Below are 19,692 nucleotides of genomic sequence, written 5' to 3'. Positions count from 1 at the left end.
TTAAAAATAGGTAAATTTCTGATTTAATGTATTAACCGTTCGAGATTACCACCGTCTTGCATTGCTTTTCGCTACGGGTTAAGCACTTTACCATAAAACTTGCCACTGCCTTTCTTGATATCAACAAATTGGGTGTTGGCACGTTGTTCTCACTTTCTCTTACGCTAAGCTTCTTGTTGAAATTGGTCAGTCCAACAGGTCTTACAATGGTGTAGTTAAGACCGGATTGCTTTAGAACTTCCTCTTGACGTTTATGGTCCAGATAGGCATATTTTATATTGCTGTAATCAACGGTCCACCGGAACCAAAAAGGAATATCTTTTTGTGTTTCGCCTACGCCCCATGCCGAGCAGAGGATAATTTGTTCTATCATATGTTCAGCAGCGACCTCCACAACGGCAGACATGGTATCCGACAAAAAAGTTTTCGGAGTTCGGAGGCTAGACCACGGAAAATCCGATGTTCGTGATATATTCAGAACGCTTATGATGGCTTGACAGCCTTTTATCGCTTTTTGTAAATCAATTGGATTTCTAGGGTCGCCTTCAAAAATGGACAAATACTGTTGAGGCATTAGTCGCTCTGGTTTTCGGATCAAGCACGAAACGTGATACCCTTTTTTCAACGCCTGTTCCAAAACATGCTTTCCCGTTCTTCCTGTGGCACCCAGTAAAAGTAGATTCATTAATTATTAGGTAGAAAATTTGGCCTTTCCTGTATACATTTCTTTAATTGTTATAAGATAATACAAAATCAAGTGGTTCAGCGGTATATATTTGATTGTATTTAATGACGCTAAATTGTAATTGATAATCGCCTTCTGGGAGTAAGTCTTTTGGCAATGAGACCCATAGTATTCGACCCTTATGGAAAATATTTTCTATTGGTATATCTATAACTACATCAAAACCTGTTTCACAGGATGTATTGACTGCTTGCTCAATTAAACTATCAAAAGTGAGGATTGGAGTTGAAATAGAAGGGTTTTCAAGATTTTTAATTGAGATACGGTAGTCGCTTGGAGTATTCTCAAAATTTTCATCAAGTTCTATGGACCCAGTCCAAAATAGTCCCTCAAAAACAAGCTTAGTATAATCTAAGCCATCACATTCCAAAACAGTTTGGTAATAAAGGGAGTCTAACCTAGGCTTTCTGTTAAATAAATCTAATTGGATAGTATCACTGTAAAAATCATTAATTTGATAGCTTACGACGGCTTCTATTTTTTCAACGTAGGATTCATTGTCTTCGAAGAAGGGTAAAGTACTTTCTTCAATTTTTAAAATTAAAGAGTCATTTGACACTGTTTCGAATGCCATAGGAATACTGTCGTTTTGGTATTTTGCATAAAAAGCGGGTAGGATTTCCAATGCAGATAAATCGACGGTTTCATCTAAAGGAGTTATTAAATAGCGTTCTAATCCCCATTTTTTGATCGTATATTTAAAATTCGGGAGTGTTGTTGCGGTTTGTTGGGCACCTTCATCAGAAATTTCATTTATACTAAATACAGGTTTTACTGTATACTTTGTTGCTGGCTCTAATCCGTCAATTACATGTTCTACAACACCAACATTGAGCGGAAGATTTATTTCTTGTTGGGTCCATTGGGATTCGTTAGGTTTTTTAAACCATATCTCAGTTTTTAACACTCCACCGGTACCACGAACTCCGTTTTGAGTAACACGAATTGTAATGGAATTGTCTGTGACATCATTAATGGTATAAAGAAAACCCTGATTTTCTATTCTTATTTCAGGTGTAGCAGGTTCCGCCTCATTTTTGTTACAAGAAATGAAAAGCACGGTAACAACGATAATCAGTAATCTTTTCATAGGGTACTAACATTATTAGACGATTAAATCGTATTCAAGGCAGCTTAAAAAAGAATACCAACCTAAACATTAAAGGTCTAGTTTAAGATTAAGCTCTTTTAATTGCGCAGCATCAATTGGGGCAGGGGCATCTATCATCACATCACGACCGCTATTGTTTTTAGGAAAAGCTATAAAATCACGTATGGTTTCTTTTCCGCCTAAAATAGCAACCAATCTATCTAAGCCAAAAGCAATTCCGCCATGTGGTGGTGATCCGTACTGGAAGGCATCCATTAGAAAACCAAATTGTGCCTTTGCCTCTTCTGGGGTAAAACCTAAATGTTTGAACATGGTAGCCTGTGTTTCTTTATCGTGTATACGTATAGAGCCTCCACCTATTTCGTTTCCGTTCAATACCAAATCATAGGCATTTGCCCGTACCGCTGCCGGGTCGGTATCCAACAATCCCAACTGCCCAGGTTTGGGTGATGTAAACGGGTGGTGCATAGCATGATAATGGCCCGTTTCTTCGTCCAATTCCAATAATGGGAAGTCTATAACCCATAACGGAGCAAATTCTGTATTTTTCCGTAACCCTAATCTCGTCGCTAATTCCATACGTAGGGCGCTCAATTGCGCTCTCACTTTATTTGCGTCCCCGGATAATATGCAAATTAAATCGCCGGGTTTAGCTCCAGTAGCTTCTGCCCATTTGGCCAAATCTTCTTGGTCGTAGAATTTATCTACCGAAGATTTAAAGCTTCCGTCTTCGTTATACCTGCAATACACCATTCCTAAGGCTCCTATTTGTGGTCGCCTTACCCAATCGATTAGTTTGTCAATTTCCTTGCGCGTATAGGTGTTGGCACCAGGTACAGCGATACCTACAACTAATTCGGCAGTATTGAACACATTAAATTCCTTGTGTTGTGCTACTGCATTTAATTCCCCGAATTCCATTCCAAAGCGAATGTCCGGTTTGTCGTTACCGTATTTGGCCATGGCTTCGTCATAGGTCATTCTTGGGAAATTGTCTACTTCAATTCCTTTAATGGTTTTCAAAAGATGTTTGGTAAGCCCTTCAAAAGCATTAAGAATGTCTTCTTGCTCCACAAATGCCATTTCACAGTCTATCTGAGTAAATTCCGGTTGCCTATCCGCACGTAGGTCTTCGTCTCTAAAACACTTTACAATTTGAAAATACTTGTCCAATCCGCCTACCATAAGCAATTGTTTAAAGGTCTGTGGCGATTGGGGTAAGGCGTAAAATTGGCCTTCGTTCATTCGACTAGGAACCACAAAATCGCGGGCTCCTTCTGGTGTAGATTTTATTAAATAGGGCGTTTCTACCTCAATAAATTCCTGTTCGGAAAGGTACTTGCGTACCTCCATTGCAACTTTGCTTCTAAAGATGAGATTCTCCTTCACTGGATTTCTACGAATATCCAGATATCGATATTTCATGCGGAGATCATCGCCTCCATCGGTTTCATTTTCTATGGTAAAAGGGGGAGTTTTGGAGGTGTTCAAAACTACTAGCTCTTCTACGAGTACTTCTATATTTCCCGTTGGGATGTTCGGATTTTTAGAGGCACGTTCAATTACTTGTCCTTTCACTTGGATTACGAATTCCCGACCAAGGCTTCTTGCTTTCTCTAATAACTCCGGGGAGGTTCTATCCGCATCAAAAACCAATTGGGTGATGCCATAGCGATCACGAAGATCTACCCATACCACAAAACCTTTATCCCGTGTTTTGGATACCCATCCGGATAAGGTAACTGCTATTGTTATATGTGATGCTCTTAGTTCTCCGCAGGAATGACTTCTATACATGATGACTTCTTTAACTAAGGGGCAAATTTAAGAAGTCTTACGGATTAACCACTCATGTAGAACTGCTTTTATAAGAACGGATAAGGATAGGATAGGAGCCAAACAGGAAATATAATTGCCTGATTTTAAATGATTAGGAAGATTAATGTAAATTTAATGTAAATAAAATGTTATCTAAAGATTGATTTATATTGAAATAATTCTATATTTGTAACGTTAATGTAAAGCACGAGTTAAGAATTTAAATTAGTAGTGATGAAAAAATTGATGATGATTTTGGTTATGGCCTTTACGTTCGGAGCCATGGCGCAAGATGTAGAACCTAAGTTCGAGAAGGAAGGCGATAAAGTAAAAGCGACTTATTTTCATGCCAATGGTGAAATATCCCAACAAGGCTATTTTATGAACGAAAAGCTAGAAGGCCAATGGCACATGTTCAACGAGGAAGGTGATAAAATCGCTATGGGAAATTACACTAAGGGCGCAAAAACAGGTACCTGGATGTTCTGGGAAGGTGATATAGTGAAAGAAGTAAGTTTTAGTGATAACCGAATTGCCGCTGTTACGGAGGCGAAAAAGGTTTCTCCCGTGGTGAAGAACTAAATCAACATATCTTTAAACATACGGCCCGTACTTAAAAAGTGCGGGTTTTTTTATGCTGTATAATTTATCGCAAACTATCTGCAATTTTGGATTTTATCTTTACTTACCTACAATGTAAAGCTTGGCGTTTGCATTTTTTCGTTCTTCAGTAAAACCACTAATACTATTCTTACATTTAGGTAGTATTTCTATTTTATGATGCATTTCATATTACCATAGGTTTTTGTTTGGTACGCTGCTAATGTGTGTATCATCTAAAAGTGGGTTTTAGGTTATCCGTACTATCTTAAAAAAAACATAAAAAATAGTAATGTTTTCCATAAATCTTTCTTTAACTTGGTTTTTTATTGACTAATTCAAATCTATATGAACATGAGAAAAGCTTTATGCAAACAAGCGATGGCGCTTGTCTTGTTTTTGTTGCCTTTAACGATGATGGCGCAAGGAACAATACAGGGTGTTGTCTCTGATGAAACCAACGTCCCTGTACCTGGGGCAAGTATTGTGGTGAAAGGAACCGCAAATGGAACAATTTCAGATTTTGATGGTAATTATACCATAACGGTAGACAACTTTCCGGCTACATTAGTGTTTTCTTCCATTGGTTACGCTACCAAGGAAGTTAGGGTTACGGGAGCGTCTACATTGAACATGACCTTGGCAGAGTCCGTAACGGGCTTGGATGAGGTTGTGGTTACTGGATTGGCCTCTTCTGTAAAAAGAGAAAATTTGGCCAATGCCGTGGCTACGGTATCCGCAGAGGAATTGGTGGGTACAACAGGTCAAACCACCGTAGATGGTGCCCTTTACGGAAAAGTTCCCGGTCTTAATATTACTTCCTCTTCCGGTGCTCCGGGTGGAGGCTTCGCCTTGCGTCTTAGAGGTATTTCTTCTATTAATGGTAACAACCAACCTTTGATTATTGTTGATGGCGTGTATTATAACAATGTTGAGATTCCGTCAGGTCTTCGATTTGCCTCTGGTGCAAACCGTGGTAATGAAGAAAACTCTGGAAACAGGTTAGCGGATTTAGATCCCAACGACATTCAGAATATCGAGATACTAAAAGGTTCTTCCGCAGCTGCAATTTATGGGCAACGAGGTGGAGCAGGTGTTATTTTAATTACGACCAAGCGTGGCCAGGCAGGTAAGACCAAGATTAGCTTTAGCCAGGACGTAGGTACAAATACGCTCGCCAATCCTTTGGGTATGCGTCCATGGACCGCAGATTCTGTTGAAAGTACCTTTAATGCAGCAGAACGCGCCAAGTATGAAGCAACGATAGCTGAACGTGGTAGTCTCTACGATTATGAGGATATTATTTATGGAGAAACCGGTTTTATCACGGACACTAGATTAAATGCTACTGGTGGTAATGAAAAAACTAGATTTTATGTTGGTGGTGGTTTTAGGGACGAAGAAGGTATTATTAAAAATACCGGATTCGACCGTTTGACCTTGCGTGCCAATATAGAACATAAGATTTCCGATGTCTTTGATTTTACATCAAGTACTAACTTTACGCGAAGTAATTCAAGCAGAAGTTTTACGGGTAATGAAAACGAGGGGGGACTTAGTTATGGTTACACTTTGGCATTTACAAGACCATGGAACAACCAATTCCCGGACGAGAATGGAAATTATCCCAACAACCCCAACTATTCCGGAAATCCAATTTTTGTTCGAGACAATGCCTTAAATGAGGATAGTAATAATCGTGTCGTACAGGGATTAACTTTAAATACAAAAATATTAACAACCGAACGGAACCGCGTGAAATTAGTTTTAAGTGGCGGTTTGGATTATTTGGCCAACGAGACGTATGTATATGTTCCTGAAACACATCAGGCGCAGATAGGAAACCAAGGTGGCTTTATCGCACAGGGAAAAAATAACTTTACACAGTTTAATGGCCAGGCCATCATGCTTTGGAACCATGATGCTATGGGCGGTGATTTAGGTTTGACTACCCAAGCTGGTATTACCTATTTATCACAAGAGTCTAATTTGGTAAATAGCCGTGGTGCTTTATTGGCAGCTGGGCAAACCAACGTAGATAACTCGGTGAATCAAGAAATTGATCAATTTTTAAGTAGCGAAGAGGATTTCGGGTATTTTGGTCAAGTAGAAGCAAATTATAAAGATCAGTTTATCGCTACTATAGGGTATCGTTTGGATAAATCCAGTAGAAATGGTGACCCAAATAAGTTTTATGGTTTTCCAAAAGCTTCTTTAGCTGTAAACGTTGCTAATCTTGATTTTTGGAACGTAGAAGCAATAAGCCAGTTGAAATTTAGAACCGCCTATGGTGAGACTGGAAGCCCTGCAAATTTTGGGGCAACCTTTACGAGTTTAGGAGCTAGCAATATCGGTGGTGCAATTGGGCAATCGGTTTTAGGGTCTAAAGGCGATCCAGATGTAGAACCAGAGACCTCCGCAGAATTTGAAATCGGTTTTGACTTAGGCCTTTTTGACAACAGAGTAGCTTTTGAAGCTACCTATTACAACAAAGCCGTAAACGATCTTATCCTTACGAGAGCGTTACCAGCATCATCCGGATTTACCTCGGAGACAACAAACCTTGGTGACTTGGTTAATAAAGGGGTGGAACTTGCTTTGCGTGCCGATGTGGTTGATAACGAAAACTTTAAATGGAACACAGGATTAAACTGGTTTAGAAACCGATCAGAGATTACTCGTTTAGAAGTGCCAGCCTTCCCGCAACCAGGGGCAGGTTTTGGATTGGGATTAGGGACTATTTTTATCCAAGAAGGGAAACCGGTAAATCAATTTGCCACCAATCTAGATTTAGATGGCGATGGGGTTACGGAACCTACACAGATTGGTGTTGCAGAACCTGATTATCAAATGGGATGGAACAACAACATTACCTTGTTTAAGCAATTTGATCTTTCCTTTATTTTTCAGATGAAAGTCGGAGGCGATAACTTAAACCTTTCCAAGTTCTTAACCGATCTAGGTGGGGTTACACCAGATTTGGAAACGGCTGACGGACAGGCTCGGTTGTCTATACCTGCAAACGGACAACGTTTCTTAGAGCCGGCCGGTTATTTAAGATTACGAGAGGCAGCAATTTACTATAGATTACCATCAGCCACTATTGCCTCTATTTTTGGTGATACGGTCGAAGCAGTAAAACTAGGCTTTTCAGGAAGAAATTTGTTTTTGGTTACCGATTATACGAGTTATGACCCTGAAGTATCCGTAAACGGCAGTAGTGGTCTATCAACAGGTATCGAGGTAACTCCTTTTCCAAGTTCACGTCAGGTGTACTTTCACTTAAATGTTAACTTTTAAAAAAATTGATGATGAGAAATAGTATTAAAATAATAACACGGTCGGCCTTTACATTGTTATGTGCGGTATTGGCTATCTCTTGCTCAATAGAGCCTGTTGTGGACCCTAACGGTCCTAGTATAGATGGGGTTGGTGAAGGAGCGTCTAAGGGACAATTAAATGAATTGGTTACGGCCATTGAATCTACCTTGAGAAACGGTTTGGGTGGTGCAAGTACCCAAATGGGATCCATGGCGCGCGAACTCTACGTTTTTAACGCAGATCCAAGAAATACCGGTGATGTTCTTGGGAAGAACGGAATACCATTGGACCCTAATGGGTTTTATGTTACTGGATTATGGAATGCTAGTTATCGGAACATTAAGAACGTAAATCTATTAATCGACGCCGTTGGGAATACAGAATTGGTAAACGATGCCGAACGCAATGGCTATTTAGGTTTTGCAAAAACTGTAAAAGCTTATCGTCTAGTGCAGTTGTTGAAAGCGCATGGAAGGGCGCGGATAGATGTTCTTGATCCAGATAATTTAGGGCCAATAGTAGAGTTTGACCCAGCTATGGATGCTATTAGAGCTTTGCTGGATGAGGCGAATACAGATTTAGGTAACGCTGGTGCCACCTTTGCATTTTCCCTTAGCAGAGGTTTTGAAGGATTTGACACGCCAAGTACGTTTGCGCAATTTAACCGTGCGGTAGCTGCTGTAGCGGCTCTGTATGATGGCGATAGCGCAGGGTCATTAGCGGCATTGAACGCCTCTTACTTTGACCTTGCCGGAGACTTGGATGTAGGGCCTAAACATATCTTTGGATTAGGAGCCGGTGATCAGGCCAATCCATTATTTAGGGTAGCTTCAACTCCCGATTTACCAAATAACGGAGATCAGATTATTGTTCATAATAGCTGGATTACAGAAGCAGAAGCTGGTGATGCTAGGGTAGCCGCCAAATCTGCCGTACGACCAGATCCAAGTAGCCAGGATGACCTCAATGGTACACACGAAACGACCTTGTATGCCACTAACGTATCGGATATTGATATCATTAGAAATGAAGAGTTGATATTGGTGTATGCCGAAGCAAACATTTTGGCAGACGACTTAGGGGAGGCAGAGACGGCACTTAATGTCATACGTACTTCTGCTGCGTTACCTGCTTATAGCGGACCTGTAACAGCTGAAGCGTTGACCACGGAAATGTTGAACCAACGCCGGTATTCCCTATGGGCAGAGAATCATCGTTTTTTCGATTTAAGAAGATATGGTTTGTCAAACACCTTACCTATTGATAGGACTGGTGATCAGATATTTAATCAACTTCCTATTCCTTTATCGGAAAACGAGTAGGGTATGATTGTAAAATAATGGTTGTATATTGATAATGGCCATTAGTAATAAAAAATGGAGTCGAGTTGCTCGGAACTTTAAACGTTCTAAGCCCTTGACTCCATTTTGGTTTAACCTATTACCCTGATTTTAGAACTGGGTTTACGTGTATTGATGAAATTGGTTCAAGGTTTTCTGATATACAACGTTCGTTCTTTAGGATAATACGTAAAAGTACATGCCCAAGTATACTGCTTACCAACGTGGTGGGGAACTTTGTTCTAGGATAACCATTCGTATTCTATAGGTAACTTCTGTTGTTATCTTATTAACAAAAAAGACCCTTGCAACTCGGAACTATTGCTTTCCACGTTGCAAGGGTCTTTTTTAGATAACCTTTTTGATTATAGGTATACTTAAGCTGCTGTTTCCAGGGATTCCTCCTTATTAGTTTCCGTTTTCTTGCTACCTCCTTTTATTGCTGTTTTAATACGGTATGTTATGTTAAAAAGGACGGGTACAATAATCAAGGTTAAGAACGTTGCGACTATTAAGCCAAAGATTACGGTCCAGGCCAAGGGTCCCCAGAAAATAACATTATCACCACCAATATAAATTTTTGGGTCAAACTCCGTAAACAGGGAAAAGAAATCTATATTCAGCCCTATCGCTAACGGAATTAATCCTAGTACCGTTGTGATGGCCGTAAGTATTACGGGTCGTAATCTGGCCTTTCCTCCTCTGGTAATGATTTCCGTTACTTGTTCCATAGAGACCAAGTCTTTATCGTCCAAATTCAAATCTACTTTTTTACGATCTATTAGAATCTGGGTATAATCCAATAGCACTACGCCGTTATTCACTACAATACCGGCAAGGGAAATAATCCCCATCATGGTCATCATAATAACAAAGGACCAGCCTGTGAGCATCAATCCACCAAACACACCAATAAAGCTTAGGAAGATGGCAATCATAATGATGAAAGGTTTGGAAATGCCTCCAAATTGAAAGATTAAAATCAAGAAAATTAATCCAAGCCCAGAGAAAAAGGCACCTACCAAGAATTGCATTTGCTTGTTCTGCTCCTCTATCTGTCCGGTAAAATCCAGTTTAATATCCGCTGGAAGCTTTTTGAAATTTTCCATTTCCTTTTGGATTTCGGCAACAATGGCACCTGCGTCGCTAAATCCTGGTTTTAACTGAGAGTATACCGTCACCACCCTTTTCGCATCCTTATGTTTAATGGCGCTAAATCCGGATGAATTTTGTTGAGAAGCCACAGCAGAAATTGGGATTTCCTTTATCTGTCCGTTAGCGGGGTCTCGGAAAATGATATTTTGATTGAACAGCGCACTTTTGTCATAGCGGATGTCCTCGTTGAATCGAATATTAATATCGTAATCCTCACCATCTATTTTGTATACACCTGCTTTTTCCCCGAATACAGATCTACGTAATTGTTGACCTACCTGAGCAACCGAAATACCTAGTTCGCCCGCTTTTTCCCTATCTACAACTACTTGCATAGAAGGTTTGCCCTTGTTTACGTCAATTTTTAATTCCTCAATACCCGCAATATTCTTGGTGTTGATGAAGTTTTTAATATCCTCAGCGGTGTTTATGAGTTCTGAGTAATCCTTTCCCTCTAATTCAATATTAATAGGATACCCCGCTGGTGGTCCTGCAGCTTCTTTTTCAATGGATATGGCCACTCCGGGATAAATACCCGTCAGTTCCTTTTGGATTTCTGCCCTAAGATTTTCGGTATCCAGCCCGTTACGGTATTTGTATTCCCGCATGGACAAGGTTACTTTGCCTCGGTGTGGCATTTCTGCCGAGGATCCACCGTCTGTCATTGGGTTACCTGCACCTTCGCCTACTTGGGAAACCGCGGATTCTACAAGGTAATTGTATTCTCCTCGGGTATATTTATCTTGATTCGCTACTGCATATACACGTTCTTCTATTGCTTTTGTTAAGGTATTCGTTTTTTCAATAGACGTTCCTTGTGGGTACTCTATGTATGCATATATTTCGTTGGGTTTGTTATCTGGGAAGAACTCTATTTTGGTCCTACCGCTAGTAACAGACATACCAAAGAGTACAAATACAACTAGTAACATGGTAAATGTAATTCCAAAATACCAGTACACGTTCCCACCTCTAAGCGCATGTTTTAAGCGTCTTTCATACCAATTTTCAAAACGTACCATAGCATTATTTTGAAAGCTTACCGCTAATTTTTTAATCGCATATTTATATACCCAGAAGAGCAGTGCAGTTAAAATCATTACGGTACCCAAGCCACGTAAGGGACCTCCAAATATTAGGATAACTGTGCCAAAACCTCCAAGGATAATACTCAACCGGATCAATTGTTTTTTGGTCAGTTCTTTTTCCCCTATTTCCATAAATTTAGACACCAACATGGAGTTCATAAAAATAGCCACAAAAAGCGACGACCCTAAAACCACCGACAAGGTAATGGGGAAATATTTCATAAACTGCCCAAATATTCCAGGCCATAGCCCAAGTGGAACGAAGGCCGCTACCGTGGTTATGGTAGAAATAATGATAGGAAACGCAATCTCTCCAATACCTTTTTTGGCCGCTTCCGTGCGGGACATCCCCTCACTCATTAAACGATACACGTTCTCCACTACCACAATACCGTTGTCTACCAACATTCCTAGCCCCATAATCATCCCGAACAAGATCATAGTGTTCAGCGTATATCCCAATAAATTCAAGATCATAAAGGACATGAACATGGACATTGGGATGGCAAAGCCTACGAAAAGCGCATTTCTAAAACCTAAAAAGAACATTAATACAGTTACAACCAATAGAATACCGAAAATAATATTGTTTACCAGGTCATCTACTTGGTTAAGGGTGCGCCCTGATGAGTCGTTGGCAATGGTGATATTTAGATCGGCCGGATAGTAATTCTCCTGTGCCTCCTTCACTAGTTCGCGCACGTTGTTGGCAGCTTCAATCATGTTCTTCCCCGAACGTTTTTTAATATCCAACATCACTACGTTCTGGCCAAATTCACGTGCGTACGTCGTCTTTTCTTTTTCGCTGAAAGTAATGTTCGCAATGTCTTTCAAGTAAATGGCGCCTTGTTCAGATTTCACGACAAAATCGTTCAATTGTTTAGGGTCTTCGATTTCGCCGATAATACGAATGGTGCGTCGTTGTCCTCCAGATTCAATATTCCCGGCGGACATGGTCATATTTCCATTGCTAATAGCGCCCAGAACATCTTGAAAGCTCACCTTGGCTGCCATCATTTTATAGACATCTACCGCAACTTCTACCTCTTTTTCTTGGGCTCCACGGATGCTAACCTCCTTTATTTGCGGTAAATCTTCTATTTCGTCCTGCATATATTCCGCGAACTCCTTTAGCTTTTCTACAGGATAATCTCCTGTGAAGTTTACGTTGATAATAGGAAAGGATTCGGAAAGGTTTAGATCAAAAATATTAGGTTCTACTTTGGCGTTGTTAAAGGTGGGCCAATCTTCACTTGCTTTTTCCCCATCAACTTCGTCCTTTACCTTTAATTTTGCCGATTCGACCGAGATTTCTTCATCAAATTCCACAGTAATAATGGAGTAGTCCTCTTGGGAAGTAGAAGTAATTTCAACCACATTACTTACGTTCTTTAACCGCTCTTCTAGCGGGTCTGTTAGCAGGCGCTCCACGTCTTCTGCCGTGTTGCCGGGATACGGCGTACTAATGTAGACTTTGGTCTCTACGATTTCCGGAAAATCTTCACGAGGCATAGCTTGGTAGCCCTGGTATCCTATCCATAAAAAGATGGCGATCATCACGTAAATAACCGATGGGTTATCAATAGACCAAGAGGATAATCCAAATTCTTTATCTGCGTTTTTCTTTTGCTTGCTCATTTTTTAGTTCGTAGTTTTTGTTCGTGGTTGTTGGGTCTTATACCCGTCACTTATTCTTTTTTAAACGATATTCTCGTCTTATGGCAAACCTCTTCAGGGTAAAGTATGAAACCAACTTCGTGAAGTTATCACCGGGCCAAAACTTAGTTTCTTGAAGAGGCTTATCGATTTAGTTGGTAGTTAGTTCATTGCTTAATATTTGAACATTCTGACCATCTTTTACACTCCTAGCACCTTCTTTTACCAACTGATCGCCGTCCGAGACACCTGATAAAATCTCAACCATGCTTCCCTGTGTTTTTCCGGTTACTATGATATTTCTTTTTACTACCGCTTTGTTTTCCCCTTTAATAGTCGTGGCAACATAAACATACTGCTCTCCATCAGCGTTTTCTGAAATTATACTTTGTGGGATGGTGATGGCATTCTCACTGGTATAATCGTTAAGGTTTACTCTTGCCGTAAGATTAGGTTTAATATTTCCTTTTTTATTGGGTACGGCTATTTCAACGGAGAACGCTCTATTGCCCGGGTTAATGAAATTACCGGTTTGGCGAACCTCGGATATAATGGTGTCTCCCAATACAGGAAAATATACTATGGCCGCTTTTCCTTTTTGTATGCCCTTTAAATGGCTTTCAGGCACATCTACAGTGATGTACATGTCAGAAAGATTAACAATTCTAAAAATCTCTGATCCAGGACCAGGACTTACTACAGTGCCTTGATCTTTGATGACATCATCTATAATCCCTGAAAAAGGCGCTCTTATGGTAGATTTTCCAAGTTGGCTCTGTGCTTGATTCACTGCATTTTCGGTTGCTTCATAGCTAGATTTAGCTTGGAGAAACTGTATTTCCGAGCCAATTTTCTGTTCCCATAATCTTTTCTGACGTTCGTACGTAGTTTTCGCCAGTTCTGCTTGTGTCTTTAATTGGGATACTTGACTGCTCATACCTCCATCATCAATTTTGGCTAAGATTTGTCCTTTACTTACCTGTTGTCCCTCTCTCACATAAACACGCTGAAGCGTTCCCGGCATTTCTGGGTATATAAGCACATTTTGTTTGGTGGCCACATCGCCCTGCAATTCTAGAAAATGTTCGAATCTTTTTGCCTGTACCTTAATAGTAGTTACCAAGGGTAGTCGTTCCTCTCCGGATTTTGCAGCAATGGCAGAATCCAATAATTTTATATTCTTTTCAAATTCTCGCTGTTTTTCCCCAATCTCAGTTTTCTTTGCCCTAAGGGATTCTAGGTTTCCTGTAGCAACTAATTCGCTTACGGATTGGCCTGTCTGGTCTCCACAAGAAGATAATAGCAACGTAAGGATGAATATGTAACTCGTATTTTTCAATGTAAATAGTTTTAGGGTTGCCATGTTATAGTTCGTTATTTAGTATGGTTTGTAATGCTGTTTTCTTATTAATGACCTCTACCATGCTTTGCAGGTACCCTTGCTGGGCATCGTAAAGCTGCGTTTGTGCCTGTCTAAGTTCAAAACTACTGGCAAGGCCTTCGGCATATTTGATTTGATTTTTATTTTCGATACGTTCTGCAAGGTTAAGATTATCCTTCGCGGTTCCGTATTGTTCAATGGCGAGTGTATAATTGCTTCTAGAGCTTTCCAATTGTAATCGTATCTGCTCCTCGGCTTCGGTCAATTGGGTTTTAGCTTTTTCCAACGCTATTTTTGCACGGGCCGTACTCGCACTTCTTTTTCCTGAACTGAATATGGGAATACTAAGATCTACCCCTACGATGGATTGCTCAAACCAATCCTGACCGTTATCCAGAAAAGTAAAGCTATCTCCAAATGAATTTGCACCGTAGTTTACAAATGCGTTTAATGTTGGCAAGGCTCTACTTCTGGCCAATTTCCATTCAAAATAACGTTGTTCATTTTGGTTCAATGCCAGTTTAAAATCAACATTGTTCTCCAATTTAAAATCACTCTCCAACAAAGTGAAATCGATTTGTTTTTGAGTCAATGCGTCCAAGTCTTCGGTCAGTTGGGTAGGGGCGTCAATAGCGATTCCCATTACCAGATTCAACATTTGTTGGGTAATTTCTTTTAATCGAATAGAATTTTTTAGTTGGTTCTGTACCGATGATAAGGTAATTTGTAACTGTTCCACACTTTCTTCGTCTCCAAGACCATTTTCAAAAATCTTGGTAGTTTCAAAAAGGTTCTTTTCAAGATTTTCAATGTTTTTCTCCAATATTTGAACGCTCTCTACTGCCAGTAGCACATTTCCATAGGCTTCCGTAACCGCTTTGCGAACTTCCAATTGGGTTTTCTCTTTATTGTTGGCGCTGTAACTTAGAAATGCTTTTGTAGCCTGTACACCTACAATGTAAGAACCATCAAAAATCTGTTGTCTTAAGGTAGCCGTAGCGTTTGCTGATTGGGGCGGTCCAAACACAATTGGCACGAAGGTATCAGGCCCTTGAACGGTTCCAGGAGGTAAAAATTCCGGAGGTAATAATATGGAAGGAAACTGACTAACGGGTTGTATCAGTTGGTTTTGATAACTAATAGCTCCTGTTATCTGTGGAAGGCCCGTAGCTATGGTTTCCCATTTTTGTTTTTGGGCATCCAGTACATCTCTATCAGCGTTGATGGCACCGTAGTTGTTCTCTAGGGCAAAGGCGATGGCTTCGTCTAGGGTAAACGTATACGTTTGTTCTTGGCCAAAAGACCAAGCACCTATAAGAATTACCAATAGCAAAAATTTCATTGATTGCATTTATTCTTGGTTTGAGTTGATGATGTTATTTAAAATTTTTCTACCGGATGGGGTTACAATGCCCCTAAGATGGTATTCTAAGAAGGAATCCATTAGTTGGGCCGTCGGAAATTTAGCTATTGGAAAAATGGTATGATCCTTAATACTTACAACTCCCGAAAAATAAATCCTTGATACGAAATCTATATTCAAGTTCTCTCTGTAAATACCTAACTGCACACCTTTTTTTACATTGGCCAGTACACATTCTTGCATTAAATCGAACTGTTTAAAGCGCATAGACTTATGAATCTTAGGATAGTATTTTTGGAGTTGATACTGGGGGGAAGACTTTTCATCCTTTAGATGCAGCATGGCAAATTTTTTAATCTCATAAAGCTCTGCTATTGGATTTTGACCCAATGCGCAAATATGTGCTATGCCTTCAGAAATAGTGCAAAATAGAGTCGACGTCGTCTCTTCTACTAATTGTGTCTTATTCTTAAAGTGGGAATAGATGGTTTTCTTGGAAATACCCATCTCATTGGCCAGATCGTCCATAGTCACACTCTTGAAACCTTGTTCCAAAAATAATTCGGTGGCTTTATGTAGAATGTTCTCTTTCATATTGGGAGGCAAATGTACAATAGGAAACGTTGAAAACAATAAAAGTTTCCATAGTTTTTTATCGATTTAACAAAGTATTAGGTTTTGTATTTCCTATGACGAATATCATATCGTTCATTTTTCGCAAAACGTTGTAAACCATAAAAGGTACCATTACGATTAGTACCATTATAGCTGGAATCTGCGTTATAGCTCGCCACTCTGGTTATTACGTCGCTCTACATAATTAGAGTATGCCTGCGCTCCTTCTTCTTTCCAAAATTGATCATAGTGTTTCCATTCGGAAAAATCGCTGCGTAACGGGTTACAGCTACTCATTCTTGGTGTTTTGTTAGATTTTTTGTTTTTGCTGGGACCGTTGCCGCCGCCAAAACCAAAAATAATTTTGGCAAGAACGAGTACTCCTACTGCTTGCCAATAACTTACCAAGGGCAAACCAAAAAGTTCTGGCATTAACCAATTCCATAAACGCATTACAATATATCCTACCAGAAAGGCGATGCCTATGCCCAGCAGGATAAAAAAGAATATTTTAAATCCTTTGGCCACATATTCAGCAGTTTTGTTTTCGACTTGTTTTCTACTATTTTCCTTGTCATCCATAATTGTACATTTTATAGTTCCTTATTAATTTCAATTTGTTTTGATAATATTGCAATAGCCCTGTGTCTTCTAGACATTAAGGTGCCGGCAGAAATTCCGGTTTCCTCAGATATTTCGCGGTACGTATAACCTTCAAAATCAACGGCCAGTACAATATCACGATAAACGGGTTTTAAGCCTATAATGGCATTTTTTAGCTTATTTTTTACTTGTGTTGAATACGTATTTATATCCGACTCATAAAAAATAGATGCGAACTCTGTCCAAAGTTTTTCCAGCTCATCGGCATCATTAATCCGTTCTTTTTTAGCCCGCATCGTATCTATAATTTTATTTTTTATCGACCGGTACACAAAACCACCAATATTGGCAATGGGCAACGATTCCGGAGGCCTCGAGAAGATCCTAAGGGCAACGTCTTGAATAATATCCTCTGCATCGCTCTCTGAGGTATGTTCAATTTTTGAGCGCACGTATCCCTTTAAAGCCTGGTATTCTTGTTTAAAAAAATGGCTGAGATTATTTCCTTGTTGCTCGGTCACCGCTAGGGATTGTTGGTTTGTCTTCAATACTAAAGACGATGATTTTATAATCTATTGCAATAAATTAACTTTTTTAGCCATATGGTAGACGGTTATACCAGCTATTTGTAACAATGGACGTATTTTTGAAAAAAACATGCTATGCATTCCATAGAACAATATCGCAGCCATTTTATCTCTTATTTGGAGTCCAAGACCAGCACTAAGGAACCAAAAAACCTATATGCCCCCATTACCTATATTTTAGAACTAGGTGGCAAACGTTTACGGCCTGTATTGGTTTTAATGGCTACCGAGGTTTTTGGAACCGACTATAAGAAAGCCTTGGATGCGGCGTTGGCCGTAGAAGTTTTTCATAATTTTTCCCTGGTTCATGATGATATTATGGATGATGCGCCTTTACGAAGAGGAAAAGCCACCGTCCATGAAAAATGGGATATCAATACAGGAATTCTTTCTGGCGATGCGATGCTTATTAACGCCTATCAATTGTTTGAGAATTACGATGGGGATACGTTTCGAAATTTGGCTCAATTATTTAGTAAAACAGCGCTTGAAGTGTGCGAAGGGCAACAATATGATGTCGATTTTGAAACACGAGAAGACGTTACCGAGGAGGAGTACCTAAAAATGATAGAATACAAAACAGCTGTTTTAGTTGCTGCTGCCTTAAAGATGGGTGGTATTGTAGCCAATGCTTCATTAAAAGACCAAAACAGTATTTATGAGTTTGGACGTAATTTAGGAATCGCTTTTCAACTCCAAGACGATTACTTAGATGCTTTTGGTGACCCCAAGACCTTTGGAAAGCAAGTGGGTGGTGATATCATTGAGAACAAAAAAACATTCTTATACCTTAAAGCGTTGGAAAAAGGAACACCAATGCAACGCAAAGAGCTTTTTGATTTGTTTTCCATCCAGCCAAAAGACCCATCGGATAAAATCAAGACCATTAAAGCCCTATTTGTTGAAACTGGTTCGGCAGCATTAACAAAAAAGGAAATCGAAGCTTTTACCAAAAAGGCTTTTGCCGTGTTGGAAGGGTTAAAGATTACCGAGGATAAAAAGGAGTTACTAAAAGTTTTTGGAGAGAATCTAATGCGCAGGAAGGTTTAAAAAACCCTCCTTAACAAAGCTTTTATAAACGGTAGTATTGGACTTCCCATCATATTTCCTACATCTTCTGCGAAATTGGTTTCCTCGTCCAAAAATTTAAAGACTTGCTGCGGGGTTCTTTTCTTGAACAAGGTTTCGAAAATATTATAACCTTTGGCATTGTCCTTAAAAAGTACGTCTATAAACAACATGTCGTAAAACCAGAATTTGTTCTTATAGCTTAAACTGTCCAACGGTTTTCCGGATTTAATATGTGCCACCAATTTGGGTGTTTTTTTTGCTGTACTTCTAAAGGTGTAGCCGGTGCTAGGTTTTGCCCATCCACCAGCGGTACCTATATACCGCATGTTTTTGGAATGGTGTTCTTTAAAGTCATAGGCCGTCATAGGTATACTTCCCATTTCGGTATCCGTTATTTCGTAATCGGAACAATCGAGATTATGTTCCAAATAGTCTTTGATTGCTGTTTCATACTCGGCTTTAGGCAATAAATGCTCCGAAAACAAGGTGTATTCTAAAAGCGCTTCGTTTTCGGAAGTAGGTAATACGTACATAAACCTGGTATTCCCTTTTTGTGGTATGGAGAAATCCATATAGGTAGCCTGATCGGCATCAAAAACAGGTTTGGTCGTCTTTACGAACCATCCTATAAAATGTTGTTGCAGTACAGGATAGGTAGTCTGGTGCGTTGCCATATTATAATTGAACAAGCTATTAAAGACCTTGTTTCCGGTAAATGTAGCATTTGTGGTTGTTATGTTTACGAGCGTACCGTTATCCACCACATTAGTAACATGCGCTTGCTTAAAGGTGATTCCATCGTGTCCTGCCATACGGTTGAGAATCGAATTGTAAAAATCGATACCACGGATCATTTTATAGGAATAAGGCGCAATAGGATACCTTTTTGCAAATTTCTTTCCTGCAAAGTAAATATGGTGCCACTTTTTATGAACAATGGCGTCAAACTGTCCTTTTCCCTTTTCCCAAAAGCACCAGGTGCGGTCATTGGTTTGTTTTACATCTTTGTCCAATACTAGGATAGACTTGTCAGCAAAAAAACCATCATCCATCATACTGTTTAGTAACATGAGACCTGCTGCACCGGCGCCAACAATAATATAATCGTAATGTAATACGGCCATCCATCAAAAATAGCGATTAATAGTTGGTTTTACTGTTATTTAATACGTATCAGATAGAAAAACTAAGTATTATATCTTGGTGAAAAGTAAAATTTGTTTCCTATTACTGTTCGT

14 protein-coding genes are annotated in these 19,692 nt (G+C 39.7%); 4 read left to right on the top strand and 10 right to left on the bottom strand.

Annotation, left to right across the window (positions count from 1 at the left end):
* Positions 1 to 31: 31 nt before the first annotated feature.
* From MS6x_RS09010 to aspS, 3 genes are all read right to left on the bottom strand, one after another.
* Positions 32 to 685: an NAD(P)H-binding protein gene (locus MS6x_RS09010; protein ID WP_482606947.1), complete on the bottom strand. Its 654-nt coding sequence runs from the start codon at positions 683 to 685 to the stop codon at positions 32 to 34.
* A 43-nt stretch (positions 686 to 728) separates the two neighbouring features.
* Complete coding sequence (locus tag MS6x_RS09005; protein ID WP_482606946.1) at positions 729 to 1,835, bottom strand: fibronectin type III domain-containing protein; 1,107 nt, start codon at positions 1,833 to 1,835, stop codon at positions 729 to 731.
* Positions 1,836 to 1,904: 69 nt separating this feature from the next.
* Entirely contained in the window at positions 1,905 to 3,653 is a 1,749-nt protein-coding gene (gene aspS / locus MS6x_RS09000) for an aspartate--tRNA ligase (RefSeq protein WP_482606945.1), read from the bottom strand.
* A 255-nt stretch (positions 3,654 to 3,908) separates the two neighbouring features.
* On the opposite strand from aspS, the gene MS6x_RS08995 reads away from it, so the two are divergent.
* The 3 genes from MS6x_RS08995 to MS6x_RS08985 all read left to right on the top strand — a co-directional run bounded on the left by MS6x_RS08995 (position 3,909) and on the right by MS6x_RS08985 (position 8,917).
* The gene (locus MS6x_RS08995) at positions 3,909 to 4,256 is read left to right on the top strand and encodes a toxin-antitoxin system YwqK family antitoxin (RefSeq protein ID WP_482606944.1); all 348 of its coding nucleotides are present in this window, start codon (positions 3,909 to 3,911) and stop codon (positions 4,254 to 4,256) included.
* Positions 4,257 to 4,628: 372 nt separating this feature from the next.
* Positions 4,629 to 7,574 (top strand): SusC/RagA family TonB-linked outer membrane protein, encoded by a 2,946-nt coding sequence (locus tag MS6x_RS08990; RefSeq protein ID WP_482606943.1) that lies wholly within the window; start codon positions 4,629 to 4,631, stop codon positions 7,572 to 7,574.
* A gap of 11 nt (positions 7,575 to 7,585) precedes the next feature.
* Positions 7,586 to 8,917, top strand: coding sequence for a RagB/SusD family nutrient uptake outer membrane protein (locus MS6x_RS08985; protein WP_482606942.1), 1,332 nt, complete (start codon positions 7,586 to 7,588; stop codon positions 8,915 to 8,917).
* A 395-nt stretch (positions 8,918 to 9,312) separates the two neighbouring features.
* On the opposite strand, the gene MS6x_RS08980 is transcribed toward MS6x_RS08985, so the two are convergent.
* From MS6x_RS08980 to MS6x_RS08955, 6 genes are all read right to left on the bottom strand, one after another.
* A complete protein-coding gene (locus MS6x_RS08980) occupies positions 9,313 to 12,816 on the bottom strand; it encodes an efflux RND transporter permease subunit (protein WP_482606941.1) in 3,504 nt (1,167 codons plus the stop codon).
* 169 nt (positions 12,817 to 12,985) lie between these two features.
* The gene (locus tag MS6x_RS08975) at positions 12,986 to 14,173 is read right to left on the bottom strand and encodes an efflux RND transporter periplasmic adaptor subunit (protein ID WP_482606940.1); all 1,188 of its coding nucleotides are present in this window, start codon (positions 14,171 to 14,173) and stop codon (positions 12,986 to 12,988) included.
* A 25-nt stretch (positions 14,174 to 14,198) separates the two neighbouring features.
* Positions 14,199 to 15,557, bottom strand: coding sequence for a TolC family protein (locus MS6x_RS08970; protein WP_482606939.1), 1,359 nt, complete (start codon positions 15,555 to 15,557; stop codon positions 14,199 to 14,201).
* A 9-nt stretch (positions 15,558 to 15,566) separates the two neighbouring features.
* The gene (locus tag MS6x_RS08965; protein WP_482606938.1) at positions 15,567 to 16,172 is read right to left on the bottom strand and encodes a TetR/AcrR family transcriptional regulator; all 606 of its coding nucleotides are present in this window, start codon (positions 16,170 to 16,172) and stop codon (positions 15,567 to 15,569) included.
* Positions 16,173 to 16,358: 186 nt separating this feature from the next.
* The gene (locus MS6x_RS08960) at positions 16,359 to 16,775 is read right to left on the bottom strand and encodes a hypothetical protein (protein WP_482606937.1); all 417 of its coding nucleotides are present in this window, start codon (positions 16,773 to 16,775) and stop codon (positions 16,359 to 16,361) included.
* 11 nt (positions 16,776 to 16,786) lie between these two features.
* The gene (locus MS6x_RS08955) at positions 16,787 to 17,344 is read right to left on the bottom strand and encodes an RNA polymerase sigma factor (protein ID WP_482606936.1); all 558 of its coding nucleotides are present in this window, start codon (positions 17,342 to 17,344) and stop codon (positions 16,787 to 16,789) included.
* 114 nt (positions 17,345 to 17,458) lie between these two features.
* Between MS6x_RS08955 and MS6x_RS08950 the strand changes: the two genes are divergently transcribed.
* The gene (locus MS6x_RS08950; RefSeq protein WP_482606935.1) at positions 17,459 to 18,433 is read left to right on the top strand and encodes a polyprenyl synthetase family protein; all 975 of its coding nucleotides are present in this window, start codon (positions 17,459 to 17,461) and stop codon (positions 18,431 to 18,433) included.
* On the opposite strand, the gene MS6x_RS08945 is transcribed toward MS6x_RS08950, so the two are convergent.
* Complete coding sequence (locus MS6x_RS08945; protein WP_482606934.1) at positions 18,430 to 19,578, bottom strand: lycopene cyclase family protein; 1,149 nt, start codon at positions 19,576 to 19,578, stop codon at positions 18,430 to 18,432. The genes MS6x_RS08950 and MS6x_RS08945 overlap by 4 nt on opposite strands.
* Between the last annotated feature and the right edge of the window lie 114 nt (positions 19,579 to 19,692).

It is taken from the genome of Maribacter sp. MS6 (genome assembly GCF_056839185.1).
The sequence above is the reverse complement of the archived record's forward strand: the minus strand, read 5'-3'. Positions and strand labels throughout refer to the sequence as shown.